Source organism: Affinundibacterium seohonense (assembly GCF_014284305.1).
In the GTDB taxonomy this organism is placed as follows: Bacteria; Pseudomonadota; Gammaproteobacteria; order Burkholderiales; family Burkholderiaceae_D; genus Undibacterium; species Undibacterium seohonense.
The window spans coordinates 280,753-297,430 of sequence record NZ_JACOFW010000003.1 but is presented as its reverse complement, the minus strand read 5'-3'; the positions used below and the strand labels follow the sequence as shown (position 1 = coordinate 297,430).

Annotated in this window: 17 protein-coding genes; 14 read left to right on the top strand and 3 right to left on the bottom strand. The window is 46.2% G+C overall.

Translation table 11 applies throughout. The features are described 5' to 3' along the window. Window positions 1-135 precede the first annotated feature (135 nt). Window positions 136-819, top strand: a complete 684-nt coding sequence (locus tag H8K52_RS04830) for a hypothetical protein (protein WP_186921746.1) — start codon at window positions 136-138, stop codon at window positions 817-819. A gap of 54 nt (window positions 820-873) precedes the next feature. After that, a complete protein-coding gene (locus H8K52_RS04825; RefSeq protein WP_186921745.1) occupies window positions 874-1,176 on the top strand; it encodes a hypothetical protein in 303 nt (100 codons plus the stop codon). Between the two features lie 115 nt (window positions 1,177-1,291). Here H8K52_RS04825 and asd read toward each other — a convergent pair whose 3' ends face one another. After that, window positions 1,292-2,131, bottom strand: a complete 840-nt coding sequence (gene asd, locus H8K52_RS04820) for an archaetidylserine decarboxylase (protein ID WP_186921744.1) — start codon at window positions 2,129-2,131, stop codon at window positions 1,292-1,294. 608 nt (window positions 2,132-2,739) lie between these two features. Here asd and H8K52_RS04815 point away from each other — a divergent pair. From H8K52_RS04815 to H8K52_RS04785, 7 genes are all read left to right on the top strand, one after another. Beyond that, the gene (locus H8K52_RS04815; RefSeq protein WP_186921743.1) at window positions 2,740-3,288 is read left to right on the top strand and encodes a peroxiredoxin; all 549 of its coding nucleotides are present in this window, start codon (window positions 2,740-2,742) and stop codon (window positions 3,286-3,288) included. A 250-nt stretch (window positions 3,289-3,538) separates the two neighbouring features. Further along, window positions 3,539-4,063 (top strand): carboxymuconolactone decarboxylase family protein, encoded by a 525-nt coding sequence (locus H8K52_RS04810; protein WP_186921742.1) that lies wholly within the window; start codon window positions 3,539-3,541, stop codon window positions 4,061-4,063. Window positions 4,064-4,276: 213 nt separating this feature from the next. Next, window positions 4,277-4,963: a phytanoyl-CoA dioxygenase family protein gene (locus tag H8K52_RS04805; protein WP_186921741.1), complete on the top strand. Its 687-nt coding sequence runs from the start codon at window positions 4,277-4,279 to the stop codon at window positions 4,961-4,963. A gap of 123 nt (window positions 4,964-5,086) precedes the next feature. Then, the gene (locus H8K52_RS04800) at window positions 5,087-6,094 is read left to right on the top strand and encodes an SAM-dependent methyltransferase (RefSeq protein WP_186921740.1); all 1,008 of its coding nucleotides are present in this window, start codon (window positions 5,087-5,089) and stop codon (window positions 6,092-6,094) included. Window positions 6,095-6,121: 27 nt separating this feature from the next. Further along, a complete protein-coding gene (locus H8K52_RS04795) occupies window positions 6,122-7,933 on the top strand; it encodes a tetratricopeptide repeat protein (RefSeq protein ID WP_186921739.1) in 1,812 nt (603 codons plus the stop codon). Window positions 7,934-8,601: 668 nt separating this feature from the next. Beyond that, the gene (locus H8K52_RS04790; RefSeq protein ID WP_186921738.1) at window positions 8,602-9,633 is read left to right on the top strand and encodes an isopenicillin N synthase family dioxygenase; all 1,032 of its coding nucleotides are present in this window, start codon (window positions 8,602-8,604) and stop codon (window positions 9,631-9,633) included. After that, entirely contained in the window at window positions 9,621-10,289 is a 669-nt protein-coding gene (locus H8K52_RS04785) for a LysE family translocator (RefSeq protein WP_186921737.1), read from the top strand. Before H8K52_RS04790 ends, H8K52_RS04785 begins: the two co-directional genes overlap by 13 nt. Before the next feature lie 69 nt (window positions 10,290-10,358). Here H8K52_RS04785 and H8K52_RS04780 read toward each other — a convergent pair whose 3' ends face one another. Both H8K52_RS04780 and H8K52_RS04775 read right to left on the bottom strand, forming a co-directional pair. Next, the gene (locus tag H8K52_RS04780) at window positions 10,359-10,724 is read right to left on the bottom strand and encodes a VOC family protein (RefSeq protein WP_186921736.1); all 366 of its coding nucleotides are present in this window, start codon (window positions 10,722-10,724) and stop codon (window positions 10,359-10,361) included. 24 nt (window positions 10,725-10,748) lie between these two features. After that, entirely contained in the window at window positions 10,749-11,243 is a 495-nt protein-coding gene (locus H8K52_RS04775; RefSeq protein ID WP_222613676.1) for a response regulator, read from the bottom strand. Window positions 11,244-11,473: 230 nt separating this feature from the next. Between H8K52_RS04775 and ybiB the strand changes: the two genes are divergently transcribed. The 5 genes from ybiB (at window position 11,474) to dnaG (ending at window position 16,600) form a co-directional block, all read left to right on the top strand. Then, complete coding sequence (gene ybiB / locus H8K52_RS04770) at window positions 11,474-12,457, top strand: DNA-binding protein YbiB (RefSeq protein ID WP_186921734.1); 984 nt, start codon at window positions 11,474-11,476, stop codon at window positions 12,455-12,457. A 68-nt stretch (window positions 12,458-12,525) separates the two neighbouring features. Further along, the gene (locus H8K52_RS04765; RefSeq protein WP_186921733.1) at window positions 12,526-13,746 is read left to right on the top strand and encodes a BaiN/RdsA family NAD(P)/FAD-dependent oxidoreductase; all 1,221 of its coding nucleotides are present in this window, start codon (window positions 12,526-12,528) and stop codon (window positions 13,744-13,746) included. 144 nt (window positions 13,747-13,890) lie between these two features. Further along, window positions 13,891-14,103, top strand: coding sequence for a 30S ribosomal protein S21 (gene rpsU, locus H8K52_RS04760; protein ID WP_186891961.1), 213 nt, complete (start codon window positions 13,891-13,893; stop codon window positions 14,101-14,103). Window positions 14,104-14,272: 169 nt separating this feature from the next. Beyond that, complete coding sequence (locus H8K52_RS04755; RefSeq protein ID WP_186921732.1) at window positions 14,273-14,719, top strand: GatB/YqeY domain-containing protein; 447 nt, start codon at window positions 14,273-14,275, stop codon at window positions 14,717-14,719. 84 nt (window positions 14,720-14,803) lie between these two features. Next, window positions 14,804-16,600 (top strand): DNA primase, encoded by a 1,797-nt coding sequence (gene dnaG / locus H8K52_RS04750; protein ID WP_186921731.1) that lies wholly within the window; start codon window positions 14,804-14,806, stop codon window positions 16,598-16,600. Window positions 16,601-16,678 lie beyond the last annotated feature (78 nt).

Sequence of the window (16,678 nt, the reverse complement as noted above, 5' to 3'; positions counted from 1 at the left end):
CAATTCGCATACAATCCCCTTAATCAATCGACTCACAGTCGGTTCAGTCCAACAAGGTTTATCCGCCGCAATGATCGCGGATTCTTATTTTTGCGTTTCCGGTGCGGCGGATAAACGCTATTCGTTATGCATCTTATGCTTAGAAAATTACTCGCTGCCGTTGGCCTTAGCTTTGCTGCTTCTGGCGCAGTCGCGGGCACTCATTATTCGCCATACTCCAACGAAGCTATCAATGCAATTTACAACTTACTATTTTGCGACAACGCAGATGGGTTTAAGAGTAAACTTGGCGAGACGCCCACTCGTTGGCAATCAATTTTATTTTCTTCGCCATCTGATTTCGCAGCGCTGGAAGCGCTAGCTTCTGACGCGTCGGCGGAGGGACGTGTTCGATTTTTGGCTTATTCGCGTCTTCGTGAGCAAGGAAAAATTGTTCAGCCAAAAATTTTGCTTGGTGTAATTATTGAAGTACCATTCACAGGCGGTCTCGATACACTCGCCGCGTTCTCGGAGGGTGGTGTGCGTTATATTAATCAGTCTGGCAAGCTCGTTGTCATAGAAGGTGCTGAGAGTTTTCTGCCAATGGTAAAGAAATTATTTTCCGTTTCAGAACCAGTTGTGTCACAGATAGGGCCGTGGGCCAAACCTCGGTTAGCCCCCCCAAAACAGGGGAACGTACGATTAACATTTTTGGTCTCGGACGGTCTCTACTTTGGCGAGGGCCCGATGTCCATGATGCAGAGTGAGGCGATGGCGGGTCCGATAATTAATAATGCAGCTGAGTTACTTCAGGCTGTTGTTGCAACAGGCTCGAAATGAAAATGCATAACTTAACAATCGACTGGGACGCTTCGCGCCGGTCATTTCGGCGTTATGCGTCCTGAAATTAAACGCTTGTTGTTGCTCGGACCGTTGCCTTCGGAAGATGATGCAACTGTAGATCATCTTCGCTTGATTGAAGATATTTTGAAGACTGTGAGCAAGCCTTTAACGAATGACGAAGCTCGCGCATTGGTTAGCCTTTTTGGTTCTGATGGATGTTTCGGTGTGGCATGGTCATTTCTGCACTTAATAGAAACCGCTCCTGGTTGGCCGCTACTAGATTGTTTAGTCAATCTGGAAAATGAATGGATTGCATCACTTCGGGATCGCGCTATTCGAGGTGGAGTTTTATGAATTTCTTGTCTAACGAAATGAGCACTTGGCATAACTTGATGGTCGACTGGGAATCGCCAATGACAAATTCTTTATTTAATAATTTTCCGGTGACGGCGATCGCGACACTTCAGCGTTAAGCCCCCATCTCCTCACCCAAACGCACAGCCCCCGCAGGTTTCCAGCTAGGATTAAATTGCATACTATCCTTAGCAAACAACATGACGACGGTTGAGCCCAGTAGGAAACGTCCCATCTCTTCGCCTTTTTTCAATTCTATCGTTTGATCGGCGTAAGTCCATTCGCGGACTTCGTGTGTGCGTGGTGGATTGACGATGCCGTGCCATGCCGTTTGCATGCTGCCGACGATGGTTGCGCCTACCAACACCAATACAAATTCTCCATGCGGGCAATCAAACACGCAGACTACCCGCTCATTGCGCGCGAACAAGCCAGGCACGCCGCGAGCGGTGGTTGGGTTGACCGAGAATAATTCACCAGGCACGTAAATCATGCGCTTTAAACGACCATCGCAAGGCATGTGAATGCGGTGATAGTCGCGCGGGCTCAAATAGATATTGGCGAATTGGCCGTCGTGATATTTTGCGGCAAGACTCGCGTCACCACCGACTAAGGCGGTGGTGGAAAAATAATGGCCTTTGGCTTGAAAGATTTGTCCTTGCTCTATCGTGCCAAATTCACTGATCGCGCCATCGACAGGGCAGGCGTATTTTGAGGCTGTGATAGGGCGCGCGTCGGCACGAAGTGGGCGGGTGAAAAATTCGTTGAAGCTGGCGTAGCTGGCGGTGTCAGGATTCGCGGCTTCTTGCATGTTCACATTGTATTTTTTGACGAACCAATTGATCAGGCGGGTCGTGCGTTTGCCCCCGCGATCATTGGCAACCAGACCGGCGAATGCGGTCAATAAATATTTAGGCAAAAAATATTGAGGGAGAACGGCTAAACGATCAGACACGGCAAACTCGTCAAATAAATAAAGATCCGCGATTATAGCGGCTTAGTGCGGTAAAGCCGTGGTTTTAGGGGCTAATATTCCCTCTCCCGCATGCGGGAGAGGGTTAGGGTGAGGGGAGTTCAGAAACTGTATCGCTGTTTTGTAACTCAAAGTGGTGAAAATATGGCGCTGTTTAAGTTTCTAATTCTGGTCAATCAAATCTGAAACACCGTCAAAGCATGCTTTGACTCCCCGCCGCTGTATTTCCAATTTGCCGCTTGCGGGAGAAGGGGGATTTAAACCAAAGCTGTGGAGAAATCCATTTGGGTTAGTGGTGGGACCTAATGACATAAGTATTGTGCGCGGCTAGCTTTAAACGCGATTCAACACGCAACCCATGTCATACTGCCTTCATGAAAGCAATTCATGATGCGTTGTTGCAGTCTGTCTTAGGCGTAAGCTAAAGGTGGTTTAGTAATAATCTATTGGATTTGATGAATTGATAGTGATAAGCTTCGTCCCAGTTGTGAATTTAAACCGAATTCGTCGATGAGTGAATTGCGCAGGACTTGAAAAATCGCTCTTCGGCAATAAATGAAATACTCATGTTAATTTTTCTGGAGAAATCAATGAAAACAGTTGGACAAAAACTCGATGCATTCAGCGTACCAGCAACAAAGCCAGGCTTTAATCATCACGAAGAAAACGGCGTATCCGCTTTCGAAACGATTACTGAAGCGTCTTTCCCAGGTAAATGGAAAGTTATCTATTTCTATCCAAAAGATTTCACATTTGTTTGCCCAACTGAAATCGTCGAATTCGCAAAATTGACAAATGATTTTGCTGATCGCGATACCGTGTTGATGGGCGGTTCTACAGATAATGAATTCTGCAAATTGGCATGGCGTCGTGAACACAAAGATCTGGACAAGTTGAATCACTATGCATTCGGCGACGCGACAGGTTCTTTGGTTGATATGTTGGGTGTACGTGATGTGAATGCTGGCGTGGCTTTGCGCGCAACGTTCATCGTGGATCCAGACAATGTCATTCAACACGTTTCTGTGAACAACTTGAACGTAGGCCGTAACCCAACTGAAATCTTGCGTATTTTGGATGGTTTGCAAACGGATGAGTTGTGCCCATGTAATCGTACAGTAGGCGGTTCGACACTATAAATTCAATTGTAGGGGACATGGCGTTGTTGCTTGTCCTCGCAATACTTGTGTATTGCTGTGGGAAGCGCCTTGCCCTGTCCTCCTAAAATTGAATTTCTAGTTGCCGAACAGGTCTAGCTTTGGCATTCATTACGAAGAAGTCTTCGACAATGTGCAGTTACGAAGCACTTACTTTTAGCGGTTGCTTCAGCTAAAGTACAGTCAACCCGCTCCGGCGGGTTTTAAAAACGCTTTTTGATAGGTGAAAACTATGGAATTTCTTACTTCAATTAAAAATAGCATTCCTGATTATGCTAAAGATATTCGTTTGAATGTGGACAGCACGATTGCGCGTTCTAGTTTGGAAGGTAACGATGCTGTAGCGGTTGCCTTGGCGGCGGCGTTTGCGACGAAGAATAAAACTTTGATCGACTTGATCAAAAACTCGGGTCATATCGCGCCAGAAGAAGTGCAGGCGGCGATGACGGCGGCGGCTTTGATGGGTATGAATAATGTCTGGTATCCGTTTGTGGAAATGGCCGACGATGAAGATTTGAAATCGCAAGGCGCGCAATTGCGCATGAACGCTTATGCGACCAACGGTGGTGTCGATAAGCGCCGCTTTGAAATGTATGCGCTGGCAGCGTCTATCGTTGGTAAATGCCATTTCTGCGTGAAGTCGCATTTTGATTTGTTGCGTAAAGAAGGCATGTCAACGACTCAGTTACGTGATGTTGGTCGGATCGCAGCGGTGATCAATGCTGCGTCGCAAGTGATGGCGGCAGAAGGTCTCTAAATTTAGTTTTTCTCTACTTCGTTAGGAGCTACTCAGATGAAATCAGATTTCGTTCATGTTGTGCTGCAAATCTTGGTTGAGATGGGTAGTGCAAAGTAAGTGATGACACAAAGCCGCCATGTGCGGCTTTTTTATTTGATCTTGCAGTTCATACAAATTGACAGCATCCCTTGCTTGGATTGTTTTACACTCTCAGTTTTTGACTGATCCTGTATGTTCAACAGTGAATTCAAAACTCAGGGATTTTTTGTTACGCCGCCATTATTGAGCGAGATTGAGTTAGCCCAGCTTTCTGACCATCTAGCAGCAATCATTTCCAACTCGGCTACGCCTAAAGCAGGCGACCGTCATTTACTTGGTAACATGTGGTGTTCGCAACTTGCGCAAGTCATCGGGCAGCATGCTTTGTTGCGCGATGTCTTACCTGCGTATTATCGCGCGGTGCAATGCAGTTTGTTTGAAAAATCTGTTGATAATAATTGGCTAGTCGCTTGGCATCAGGATTTAAGTATTCCAGTTGCAGAAAAAGTGGACCATCCCGCCTTGAACGCTTGGTCAAATAAAGATGGATACTGGTTTGTACAAGCACCAGTTGAGGTTTTGGAGCAACTCGTTGCAGTGCGTCTGCACGTGGATGTTTGTACCGAGTTTGACGGTGCTTTGAAATTGATCCCCGGTTCGCATCAATACGGCAAACTCGATACAACGCAGGCCAATATTTTGCGTGCATCAAGCGGAGAACGTCTATGTGCGGTCGAGCGCGGTGCTGCCTTGGTGATGCGTCCCCTGGCATTGCACGCTTCATCAAAAGCGAGCGGGCACAGTCGACGTCGTGTGTTGCATTTTGTTTTTGGCCCACAAGATTTGCCTTATGGTCTTCATTGGCATTATGCTGTTTGACTTGCGCGGAGAATAATTGTTCAGCGCGAGGTGTATTTCATTGCATCGACTACTTCACACAACCCCAATCAAACTTTTGAAGCCCTTACATTGATGTCAAATAAAGACACTTTGATCCAGCTTGTGGACACTATTCGAAGTCCAGACAGACCCGCATCAAGTTTATATCAGCAGGTCAATGCTTTGGCCGATTTGTTAGAGAGTATGGGGCGATATCCACGACACCTAGATGATGATATTGCGAAAGGTGAGACACGAACAGAGCACGGATTAGCTTTGTCGCCTCATGCGGCTGCCTTGTGTGCGAAAGATTTTGTGCGAACTGTGCAATTCATGCGTGGCGTTTATCGAGCCGTCTGCGCGCAAAATTTGACGAATCTCGCGCGACCGGTGAATTTGCTTTACGTGGGTTGTGGTCCGTATGCTTTGTTAGTGCTACCTTTGATGCTGCGTCTGACGTCACAACAGGTACAGATTAGTCTGATCGATATCCATGTTGATTCCATGGAATCCGTGTTGCGCATAGTCGGACAATTAGAATTGCATCTGCATATTGTAGAAACCACGATCATTGATGCCGCGACCTATCAGATCGACAGCACACGAAAACCCGACATCCTCTTGTTGGAGGTGATGCAAGCGAGTTTAGAAAAGGAACCGCAGCTTGCTTTGACCCGGCATTTGATGCGACAAGTACCTGATGCCTTATTGATACCTGAACAGATTGAGGTGTCACTTAGCTTTTTGAATCCACGTAAGGAATTTTCATTGCAGAACGTGGATCAGCCATTGAGTTCTTTAGATCGCCATCGCATTCATGTGGGATCGATACTGAGTGTCGATTGTCACTCTATTCGTACTTGGGAAAGCTTAGGAGGCTCGCATTTGCCCACTGGGCGTTTGCAAATGCCTTTGGAAATTCCAGATGGATACAGACCGAGGTTGTTAACGACCATTACTGTCTATCAAGACATTGTGATTGGAATTTATGATTCTGGGTTAACCTATCCACGCAGCCTGAACGTGGTTTTTCGTGCTGGTGATTATTTGAATTTTATTTATGAATTAGGCGCAAGTCCAAAATTGGTGGTCGAAGTCGAGTCAAGTCTCGGTTCTGCAAATAACACTTAAATCTGATGGAGTAGAAAGGGAAAAATAATGCAGCATCCGGATTTTGACGAATTTAAGAGAAGTTATCGAGCAGGAGAATACGCGCAAGCTTTGTCTTTCATAGATCGCTTGATGTCGAGTTTTCCGCAATCAGCCGCCTTGTTTTGGCATCGGGTTAACTGCTTGGAAAAATTGGAAAGATATGCTGAGGTGCCACCGGCATTAGACGGCGTTTTACAGCGTATGCCCGATTATGCTGCAGCCTTAATGAAGCGAGTTGACTATACAGACTGGTATTTGGATCAACAGGCTCCATTACATGGTGATGATGAGGATGATCTGGGAGATGAAAGTGTCTCAACCGCGGTAGCGAATGCAAGAACTGCACGCGCTGCAGCTCAGCTTAATTTGGAACACCGAAATATTGCAGATTTGCGCAAGTTATTGAATCGCACCGACGCGTCTGGAGCAGCTGAGGGAAAAACTGCTTTGAGCAATTCCGAGATTGCACAGGCCAATTTTTTATTGGCGAACGTTTTGCGTAATCGCGAATCAGGGGATGTCGGTCAACATGAATTAGAGGAAGCACGTGACTTGCTGAACAAAGCAATTACATTGTGTCCTGCACAGATTGATTATCGATTGGCGCGTGCTGATGATGCCAGAAGACTGGCTTGGGTTGACGTGCAAGATGACGTGGCGCGACTCGATACCGATTCTGCACTGGTTCGTACTTATTCAGGCATCTATTTCAAGCGAGCAGAATTGGAAGCTGCCGTAGTCGATTATCGGTATTGCTGGGAACAAGCAAAAGTGCCAGGTCATGCGATGAAGTTGGCAACTATCTTGCATGATTTGGGACGCTATGACGAAGCCCTGCAAGTTTATGATCAGGTTTTGACGCAGATGCCAATAGATGCGCCGCATCGTGAATATTTTATCGAGAAGCGTAAACTCTCCGAAAATAGTGGTGCTGGCGAGCGTGAACATATGGCGCAGTTACTACTCAACAGCCTCGATGACGATGGTAAAGACCGGAGTCTCCACGATAGTATGGCAGCGCAAGCCATGGTAGGTGCAGCAGAGGCGATCCGTCATGGTGCTTCGGTATCAGATGCACTGGCAGCACATATCAGCGACGATCCTGATACCATGCAAGCGATGAATATAGCGCGCCAGATTTTGAGTGTCGCCCATGAAGCAAAGCCAGAGCTGGTTGCGGTAGATGCCAGCGATTATCCTAGGTATCAGCAAAAACATTGCCAACGAGCCGAGAAAGCGGCGCAGGCAATAGGACTGATTAAGATTGCGGATGCGGAAGCGATGGGTTTATTTACGATGTTAGGTCAGCACGTGATGCTGCGTTTTTTTAGGGATGACAGCGGTGAATTAGGTTTGGCATCTTTTACGATGAAACCCAAATGGCCAGGACTGATAGGTTTTTTATTGATGTTCTTGAGCGGAAAATGGAAGCAGCACCGGATGATAGAGTGTGTCACTACGTTTGATGACGGTGGAATGATCACCACACAGCCGCATAGTATTTCTCCATTCGAATACGGCGGAAAAATCATACAGAACAAATTACCTGCAAAGGCGAGTCTGGCCGATTTGGTGACCGCGCATCGAGGAAGCGTTGCGAGTTATTTGCAACAAAATCCATCGGTGAAAAGCGTCCGCGTAACAGATTTGGCTGGTGTCGAAGCACGCTGGATCGCTGGGCAAGAGGCCAAAGCAGCGTATCGAGAATCAATCAATTATGTCAGCGATGCGGAGTTGCAAATAATGCTGGGCTCACATTATGAGCGTTTTGCTGACAAAGTACGTGAACAGCTACGTTTAATGACCGTGTATTCCTGAAGAGAAAAGCGGTCAATGTAAGATCTTATAAATCAGCATCAGTGATAACAAAGCTTCTTAGAGAGAATCGTGAATGCCACTGATGTTGGTTTATGAAAATTAGTTCATCTAGCCCTTATGTGCTTTCTAAGCGCCGTCATGGCTTTCAGTAAATTACCTTGCGCGTCATCCCCATCTAAAGCCCAGCTAAAATAATCCATCTAGCACCTGGGTTTTGGCATAACTCGATTTGGTGCTGATGAGGCTAGGAACGTCATAACTCTATGGTTGTTTGATGACAGTATTGGTGTAACGTGTGGTGCGTTTTGTCCCCGAACTCTATCGTCTTCAAGGTCAGCCTCGTCATTATCTGAAGCTGTGGTAGTACACTGTGATGCAGGCCATCATCTTTAGAATCTGCTGTCACATCCTCCCAAGCGCGACTATAAAATGGAATGTCGATCACAATTTTGGCTTTTGGCATACCACTGGCAATGAGTGTTGTGACCACGTTATCGCCGTTATATTTGATTAAATCTGGCCATTGAAATGAGTTTTGTAATCTCAGCGTTATGAGTATGAATGAGCCTTAATGGGAAATTGGATGAAAACACAACATTAGCATTTTATGCTTTCTATATTTTTTCTCTTTTTGATATCATGAATTTTTTTCAAGTGGGAGAACTTATATGGTTCCAATCATCGACCTTGCGGAAGTGCGGCGCTATCCGAATGATGCTACTTTGGTTCGCTCACTCGATTTAGCCCTAGCGCAAACAGGCTTTTGTTACCTCAAAAATCACGGTATAGGTGCAGACCTGATCGCGGCGGCTCAAGCCTCTGCCATGCATTTTTTTTCGATGCCAGAAAAAATTAAGTGTCAGTACGATATTGCCAATGCACCACGCCATTCTGGATACGTAGGCTTCGCTGAAAGTGGCTTGTATGCCGATGAAGCCTCGCGCTTATATGAAGCTTACGATATAGGCTTGGAATTGCCGGCGGATGATCCGGATTTTTTGGTTGGTAATATTTTTTATGGACCCAATACCTGGCCAGATTTGTTAGGCTTTAAACAGACGGTTTATGCTTACTACGAAGCGATTAGTCAGTTGGCAAAATTGCTGACGCATACGATAGAGGCTGCGTTAGGGCTGCGTATGCATACATTGACAAATATGATGCGTAAGCCAACTGCGCAACTGCGCTTAATTCACTATCCAGAAAATCAAATTGCCTGCCGTGAGGCTGATAGTCACAGCATGATGGGCGCGCACACGGATTATGAATTTTTCACGCTCTTGCATCAAACGATGCCAGGCTTGCAAACAATCAATGTCAGTGGTGAATGGCTAGATGTCCCACCGATTCCGGGAACGCTAGTGATGAATGTCGGCGATATGGCGGAAGTGATTTCTGGTGGTCGCTATCGTTCCAACCCCCATCGCGTTTTGAATACCGGAAGCCAACGATTTTCTATGCCATTTTTTGCGGCATTTGATTACCAATCAGTGATACGACCTATGGTGAATGAGCACAAAAATGATGGAACAAGTTTGATTGCGGGGGAACATTTATTGCAACAAGTTTCGCAGGATTTCTCGTATCTGCGCTTGAAGGGGAGTGAAGAGAAACAGTCCAAAATTCTAGAAGCAAAAATAGTGCAGGCACAACAAACGCGAAATCCATTTTTGGAAGGAAAAATAACATGGACCAATTAAGCATTGCGCTCACTGTGATCGGAGCAGGTTTATTACTAAGTGCATCACCGGGGCCGTCGATGGCATATGTGCTCTCGCGTAGTGTGCAGTTTGGGTCTAGCGGTGGACTAGCATCCTCATTGGGATTGGCAGTTGGTGGCATGATACATGCCTTGTTTGCCGCTTTAGGTTTGAGTTTGGTCGCGATGCAGTTTCCTTGGTTGCTGCAGCTGATTAAATACGTAGGCGCCGCGTACTTGGCTTATTTGGCCTACGACTCTTTGCGCGCAGCATTTGCGAAATTAGATAATTCTGCTTCGACCGATAATCCGATAAGCGACGCCGATGCGATAGTTCAAACTAGAGAAGAATTTTCTCGTCAAACGTTTTGGCGCTTATTTTCCAATGGTGTATTAATTGAATTGAGCAATCCGAAAACCATCATTTTCTTTTTGTCTTTTATGCCGCAATTTGTTAGCCAGCATTCGACGATAGGTATGTTCCTTTTGTCGTCTCTGATCCCCATCACCGCCATTCCAGCTGATTTGTTAGCGATATTTGCAGGGGGCGTAATTGCCAATCGTGTACGGTCACACTATTGGTTAGTGCGAGGAGTGAATATTGCTGTCGCACTCGTGTTGGCGGGAATCGCTTTGATGGTTTTATTTCTCGATTAAACTGACGTTTTTCGCTTTTGCCAATGAATCAATGTGCGCGGTGTGCTGAGAGATTTGACAGTTTCTCGTTTAGCGCACTGCACTAACATCAAAATGGGAATTTTGAATGATGCCGAAGCGATTCCCAAATGGATCTTGAACCGCTGCTACCAAGATGCCACCACCAACTTCGGTGACTGGCTCAAGTTCTTGTGCGCCTAGCTCTAGTAATTTTCGCATCGCAAGAGTGGCGTCATCGACTCCCCACAAAGCCTGTGCGCCATGAATGCCTGGTATGCCGTCGGGAATTAAGCCGAGTTCAAATCCGCCGACATTAAATCCTACATAAAAAGGCTCGTCAAAATAAGGTGCCTGGCCCAAAACTTGGGAATACCAGTCTTTGCCTGCGGCTAAGTCTGCGACGGGGTAAATGGTAGTACGTAAGCCTAAGATCATTTTGTTCCTAGCGAATGTCTGAGTTTAATTTGATGCGCTGATGGCGCTTGGTTTGTTCGAGGCGACTACGACGTCAAGCATCTCAATGATCTTTTCGCGCGTGATGGGTTTTTCAAAACTAGCATGGACTTTTAAGCCCTGAATCCGGGCGATTTTTTCTGCCAAATTGAGTATCGGGCCATTGTAATTCGCCAGTGCCCAGTGATTATCAATAGGCGGGATTAAATTGTGGCCTGAGATAATTAGTATGTCTGCTTGGCAGCCATCTAAGGCCAAATGGCTTAATAATTCCATGCCGCCTAATTGTGGCATACATAAATCGCAAATAATTAGATTCGGACGCGGTTGTGTTTGTCGATAGGAGTTTAAGCCTTCGAAACCATTTAAAGCCAAAACAACGGATGCAACGCCGAGATCACGTAAAGTGACTTTCATTAGTTCTAGTAAAAATTCATCGTCGTCGACCAAAAGTACATGCAATTTGGCGTAGTCTGCATTTGCGCCAGGATTTTTCGTCATCATGATGAGGTGGGCATGTGGTTAGGATAGTGTCAACAAGTATAGCGAAACTTGATCAAAAACGACAATGATTTCCCTTTTTACTTCTGCTTATTGTCTGTCTGTCGTGGCGTCGAGACAGATTCTGAGATTCCTGAACAGGCAACCGATTGTGATTGAGGCTATTCGGAAAAATTCGATAGTCCGCGTAGTGTTTGATATCGAAGGTGGACTCGGTGTAAGCTTCGCTTATGAAAAATACACAAGATAAATTGAGCGCTCAGCCCTTTGCAGCTGCCGCGTATATTAAGGAAATTGGTCGCGGAAAAGAAGGTGCACGTGACTTGTCACGAGAGGATGCTTATCAACTATATGCAGCCATGTTGGATGCACGTGTTTCGGATTTACAGATGGGTGGTATTTTGCTGGCAATGCGAATCAAGGGCGAATCAATTGAAGAAATCGCCGGTTTTCTTGATGCCGCCGAGGATCGGATGCAGAAACTGGATGCGCCCACTGATAGAGAATATGCGCCGATTGTGATCCCTAGTTATAACGGTGCGCGTAAACGTCCAAATTTGACTCCTCTGCTCGCAATGCTGCTGGCACGCGAGGGTGCGCCAGTGTTGGTGCATGGACTGACCCAAGATCCAGGGAGGGTTAGCAGTGCTGAGATATTTGCAGCATTAAATGTCGATTTGGCACAAAGTACGGAGCAGGCACAGCAACACTTGATGCTGCGAAATTTAGCTTTTGTTCCAATTTCGGTGTTGGCACCATCGATGAATACCATTTTACTGATGCGTCAGGTATTAGGTTTGCGAAATTCTACGCATACTCTGGTGAAGATTTTGCAAGCATTTAATCAAGTCGCCTTGCGCTTGACTTCATACACACATCCTGAATATCAAATCATGCTGGATCGCTATTTTCGTGAGTTGGCTCCGCACGATCGGGGGGCTGTATTGCTGATGCGTGGTACCGAAGGTGAGACGGTGGCAAGCACCGGTCGAGCCCAGCAAATCGATAGCTACCATCTAGGTGTATGCAAGACGGTGCAAATGACCGCCTCGCAATTGATTGCAGAACCAGAAAGTTTGCCTGAGTGGTTGGACGCGACCAGTACCGCAAAGTGGATTGTCGAGGTATTGGAAGGGAGTATTCCTGTGCCCGCGAATATCGCGCAACAAGTGCAGCATTGTTTGCAACTCGCTAAAGCACTTAAATCTGGATGATCATGTGAGGCACGATTTTTCTATTACAATGCGCGCCTGATTTACATCTTTAATTTTGAAAGTGCATGATGCTTGTTGAAAATGGGCTGCAATATGATGTCGTGGTGATTGGTGCTGGTGCTGCTGGCATGATGTGTGCAGCCGTCGCAGGGCAAGCGGGGAAGCGTGTGTTAGTGATCGATCATGCCAGTAAGCTCGCTGAAAAAATTCGAATTTCTGGCGGCGGTCGTTGTAATTTTACGAACCTACATGCGACGCCCAGTAATTTTTTGTCAGAGAATCCCCACTTTTGCAAAAGTGCGCTGTCACGTTACACCCCACAAGATTTCTTATCTCTGGTAAAACGCTACAAAATCGCTTTTCATGAAAAGCATAAAGGCCAATTATTTTGTGACGATAGCGCCGAAGACATTATCCGCATGCTGAAAGCGGAGTGTGATGTTGGTAAGGTTGAATGGCGTATGCCCTGCAGTATTCGTGAGCTGACGAAGACAGAGCATGGTTTTCTGGTTCACACCGAACGCGGAGTGGTGAATGCTGCCAATGTGGTGATTGCAACAGGTGGACTCTCTATCCCTAAAATTGGCGCGACCGACTTCTCGTACCGAATTGCCAAGCAGTTTAATTTGAAAATCGTCGAGCCTAGACCTGCATTAGTACCGCTAACGTTTGATGCGACAAATTGGGAGCCATTTGTGCCTATGGCTGGAATCTCACTGGAAGTGGATGTCGAGACCGGGGTGAAGAAAAGCAAAATGGTGTTTCGTGAAGATTTGTTATTTACGCATCGTGGCTTATCAGGTCCGGCAATCTTACAAATATCAAGCTATTGGCAGCCTGGACAAACTATTCGCGTTAATTTACTGCCTGAATTGGATGTTGCTGAAGAATTAATATCGGCAAAAAGCACAACAAAAAAGAATCTGGCGAATTTTTTAGCGAGTTATTTGCCAGCGCGCTTGGTGGATGGTCTATTAGCGGCACACGGATTTGACGGGAATCTGAAAATCGCCGATACGCAAGATAAGCGTTTACGTCTATTAGGTGAAAAGATGAATCGTTGGGAGTTGCTTCCCAATGGTTCCGAGGGATATAGAAAGGCGGAAGTGACCCGTGGTGGGGTTGATACCCGTGAGTTATCTCAGCAGTCGATGATGGTGAATAATGTTCCAGGCTTATACTTCATTGGCGAAGCGGTCGATGTTACCGGGTGGCTTGGTGGCTTTAATTTTCAATGGGCTTGGGCATCTGGTGTGGCAGCTGGCAAAGCAGCGTCGGCTCGTGTTTAAGCTGGGATTTACTCATTAGGCATTTAGTTATGCGGACATTTCGCCACACTTTTTTGCATAAGTTTTCATCACTTGACTTCCCAATTCAAAAAAATCCTGTTATGATTTCGGTCTTCCTATAATTTTAACTGGTTCCGAACTTACATGACCACAATTCGCCTTAAAGAAAACGAGCCGTTCGAAGTCGCCATGCGTCGCTTCAAGCGCACCATCGAAAAGACCGGTCTGTTGACCGAATTGCGCGCTCGCGAGTTTTATGAAAAACCAACTGCAGAACGCAAACGTCGTTTAGCAGCTGCTGTTAAACGTCACTACAAACGTATTCGTAGTCAGCAATTGCCTAAGAAGATGTATTAATTCTGTTTGGCATTGAGTGTTGCACGATAGCTTAATGTCTGACAGTTTATATCTGTTTTAGGTTTGCATGCCCGCTCCGGTGTACCGCAGCGGGCTTTGTTATTTTCATCATTTCTTTTTCTTGCGTTGTTTGTTGCAGGAAATTATCTTTTCAGAGGATATCAATATCATGGGCTTGAAAGAACAAATCACCGAAGATATGAAGGCCGCAATGCGCGCTAAAGATACTGCTAAGCTTGGTGCGATTCGCTTGATCACGGCGGCGATGAAACAAAAAGAGGTAGATGAGCGCGTCGAGTTGACCGACGCTATGGTGTTGGCAATTATTGAAAAAATGATCAAACAGCGTAAAGATTCCATTACGCAATTTGAGGCTGGTGGCCGTCAAGATTTGGCGGATATTGAAAAAGCGGAAATGGCAATTTTGTCGGCATATATGCCAGCTGGTTTAAGTGAAGCCGAAATGCAGGCTGCTGTTACAGAAGCTGTTGCTGAGGTTGGCGCGACAGGCCCACAAGATATGGGTAAGTTGATGGCGGTGTTAAAGCCAAAATTGGCTGGCCGTGCTGATATGACGGTTGTTTCTGCTATGGTTAAGGCCGCCTTAGCTAAGTAATCAACATTTGTTGTTATCTTATTGCGGCTTCGGAGTGACTTCTTTCCGAGGCCGTATTTGTTTATATTGCTTGAGAATGTTTGCGTGATTCCACAAAGTTTTATTCAGGATTTACTTGCCCGCGTTGATATCGTTGATGTGGTGGGTAAGTATGTGCAATTGAAAAAAGGTGGCGCCAATTACATGGGTTTGTGCCCTTTTCATAACGAAAAATCCCCGAGTTTCACAGTCAGTCCGACTAAGCAGTTTTATCACTGTTTTGGTTGTGGTGCGCATGGTACTTCCATTGGTTTTTTGATGGAGTATTCGGGTATGAATTTTGTCGATGCCGTAAAGGATCTGGCTCTCAATAACGGCATGATCGTTCCTGATGATGATCGTATGTTGCCGGCGCAGCGTGCCGAAGTCACCGCAAAGAGTCTGGCGTTAAGTGAAGTGATGACGAAGGCCTGCGATTTTTATCGACAGCAACTGCGTGGCGCCGAGACGGCAATTCAATACTTGAAACGCCGTGGGGTAACGGGGGAAATAGCCGCCCGGTTTGGGCTTGGATATGCGCCGGATGGTTGGGATAGTTTGCGTGCAGTATTTTCCGACTACAGCGCACATGCGCTTGCGGAAGCCGGCATGGTGATCGATAAAAGTGATGATGAAGGGGCGCATCGTAAGCGTTATGATCGTTTTCGCGATCGCATCATGTTCCCGATTCGCAATACCAAAGGTCAGGTTATCGGTTTTGGCGGTCGAATTTTGGATCAAGGTGAGCCAAAATATCTCAATTCACCGGAAACACCTCTGTATCAAAAAGGCTTAGAGCTGTACGGTCTGTTCGAGGCGCGTCAGGCGATCCGTGATGCTGGCTACGTACTTGTTACTGAGGGGTATATGGATGTAGTTGCCCTAGCGCAACTAGGATTTCCACAAGCTGTCGCTACCCTGGGAACTGCTTGTACTCCAACCCATGTTCAGAAATTATTGCGTCAGACCGACCATGTGGTGTTTAGTTTTGATGGTGATAGTGCTGGTCGCCGAGCGGCGCGGCGTGCGCTTGATGCTTGCTTGGCGCATGTGAATGATAATAAAATTATCAAATTCTTATTTTTACCCATTGAGCATGATCCGGATAGTTTTGTACGGGAATTCGGCGCCGATGCTTTTGCGGTTGAAGTGCAAAATGCGATGCCTTTATCTCAATTTTTTATTAAAGAAGTCAGTGCGGATAACGATTTGAGTACTGCGGAAGGTCGAGCAAAAACACAATTTGACGCCAAACCTTTATTGCAGCAAATGACACCTTCAGGCCTCCGATTGCAGTTGGTGCGGAATTTGGCTCAGATTACTCAATCGACCGCTTCGGAAATTGAAGCCTTATTTGAGTTAATTCAGCCAGTGGCACGCGTCAAGATTGCGCCGCCGAAAAGTCGTCGAAGCGCACCTGTTGGTTTAGAGCGACAAGTGATGCGAATTTTAGTCGCACATCCATCCCTAGCTGTCATGATGACTCCAGCAATGCTCGACTGTGCCGCCCGAATAGCTCCCGATGGTGCTGAAATGTTAATGCATTTGGTGTCAATAGCGCAGCCTATGGGAGATCAGGCCAATTTTGCAGCATTGGCGGAAAACCTGCGAGCGACTAGCGCTGACTTTGATCCCTTGATTGCCGAGATTGCTGAACAGACCGAGTCTGAAATTGATGTTGTTCGCATGGAGTTGGCTGGTGCCTTAAGGCAAATGCGAACACAAGTGCTAAAAATGGAAATGGAACAATTGGCTCAGCGAGGCTTGCGTGATCCTGCAGATGTGGCGCGTTATCGTGAAATTATGCAATTGCAAGACGCGATACGTCGTGAAGCTGAAGTTGAATCTGCTGGTGGTCCTTAGTTATTTGCAATAACGAGTGGTCGCGTATATTTGCGATGTAATTAGTAAAATGAAAATGGTTTTATGGTATTGACTTAG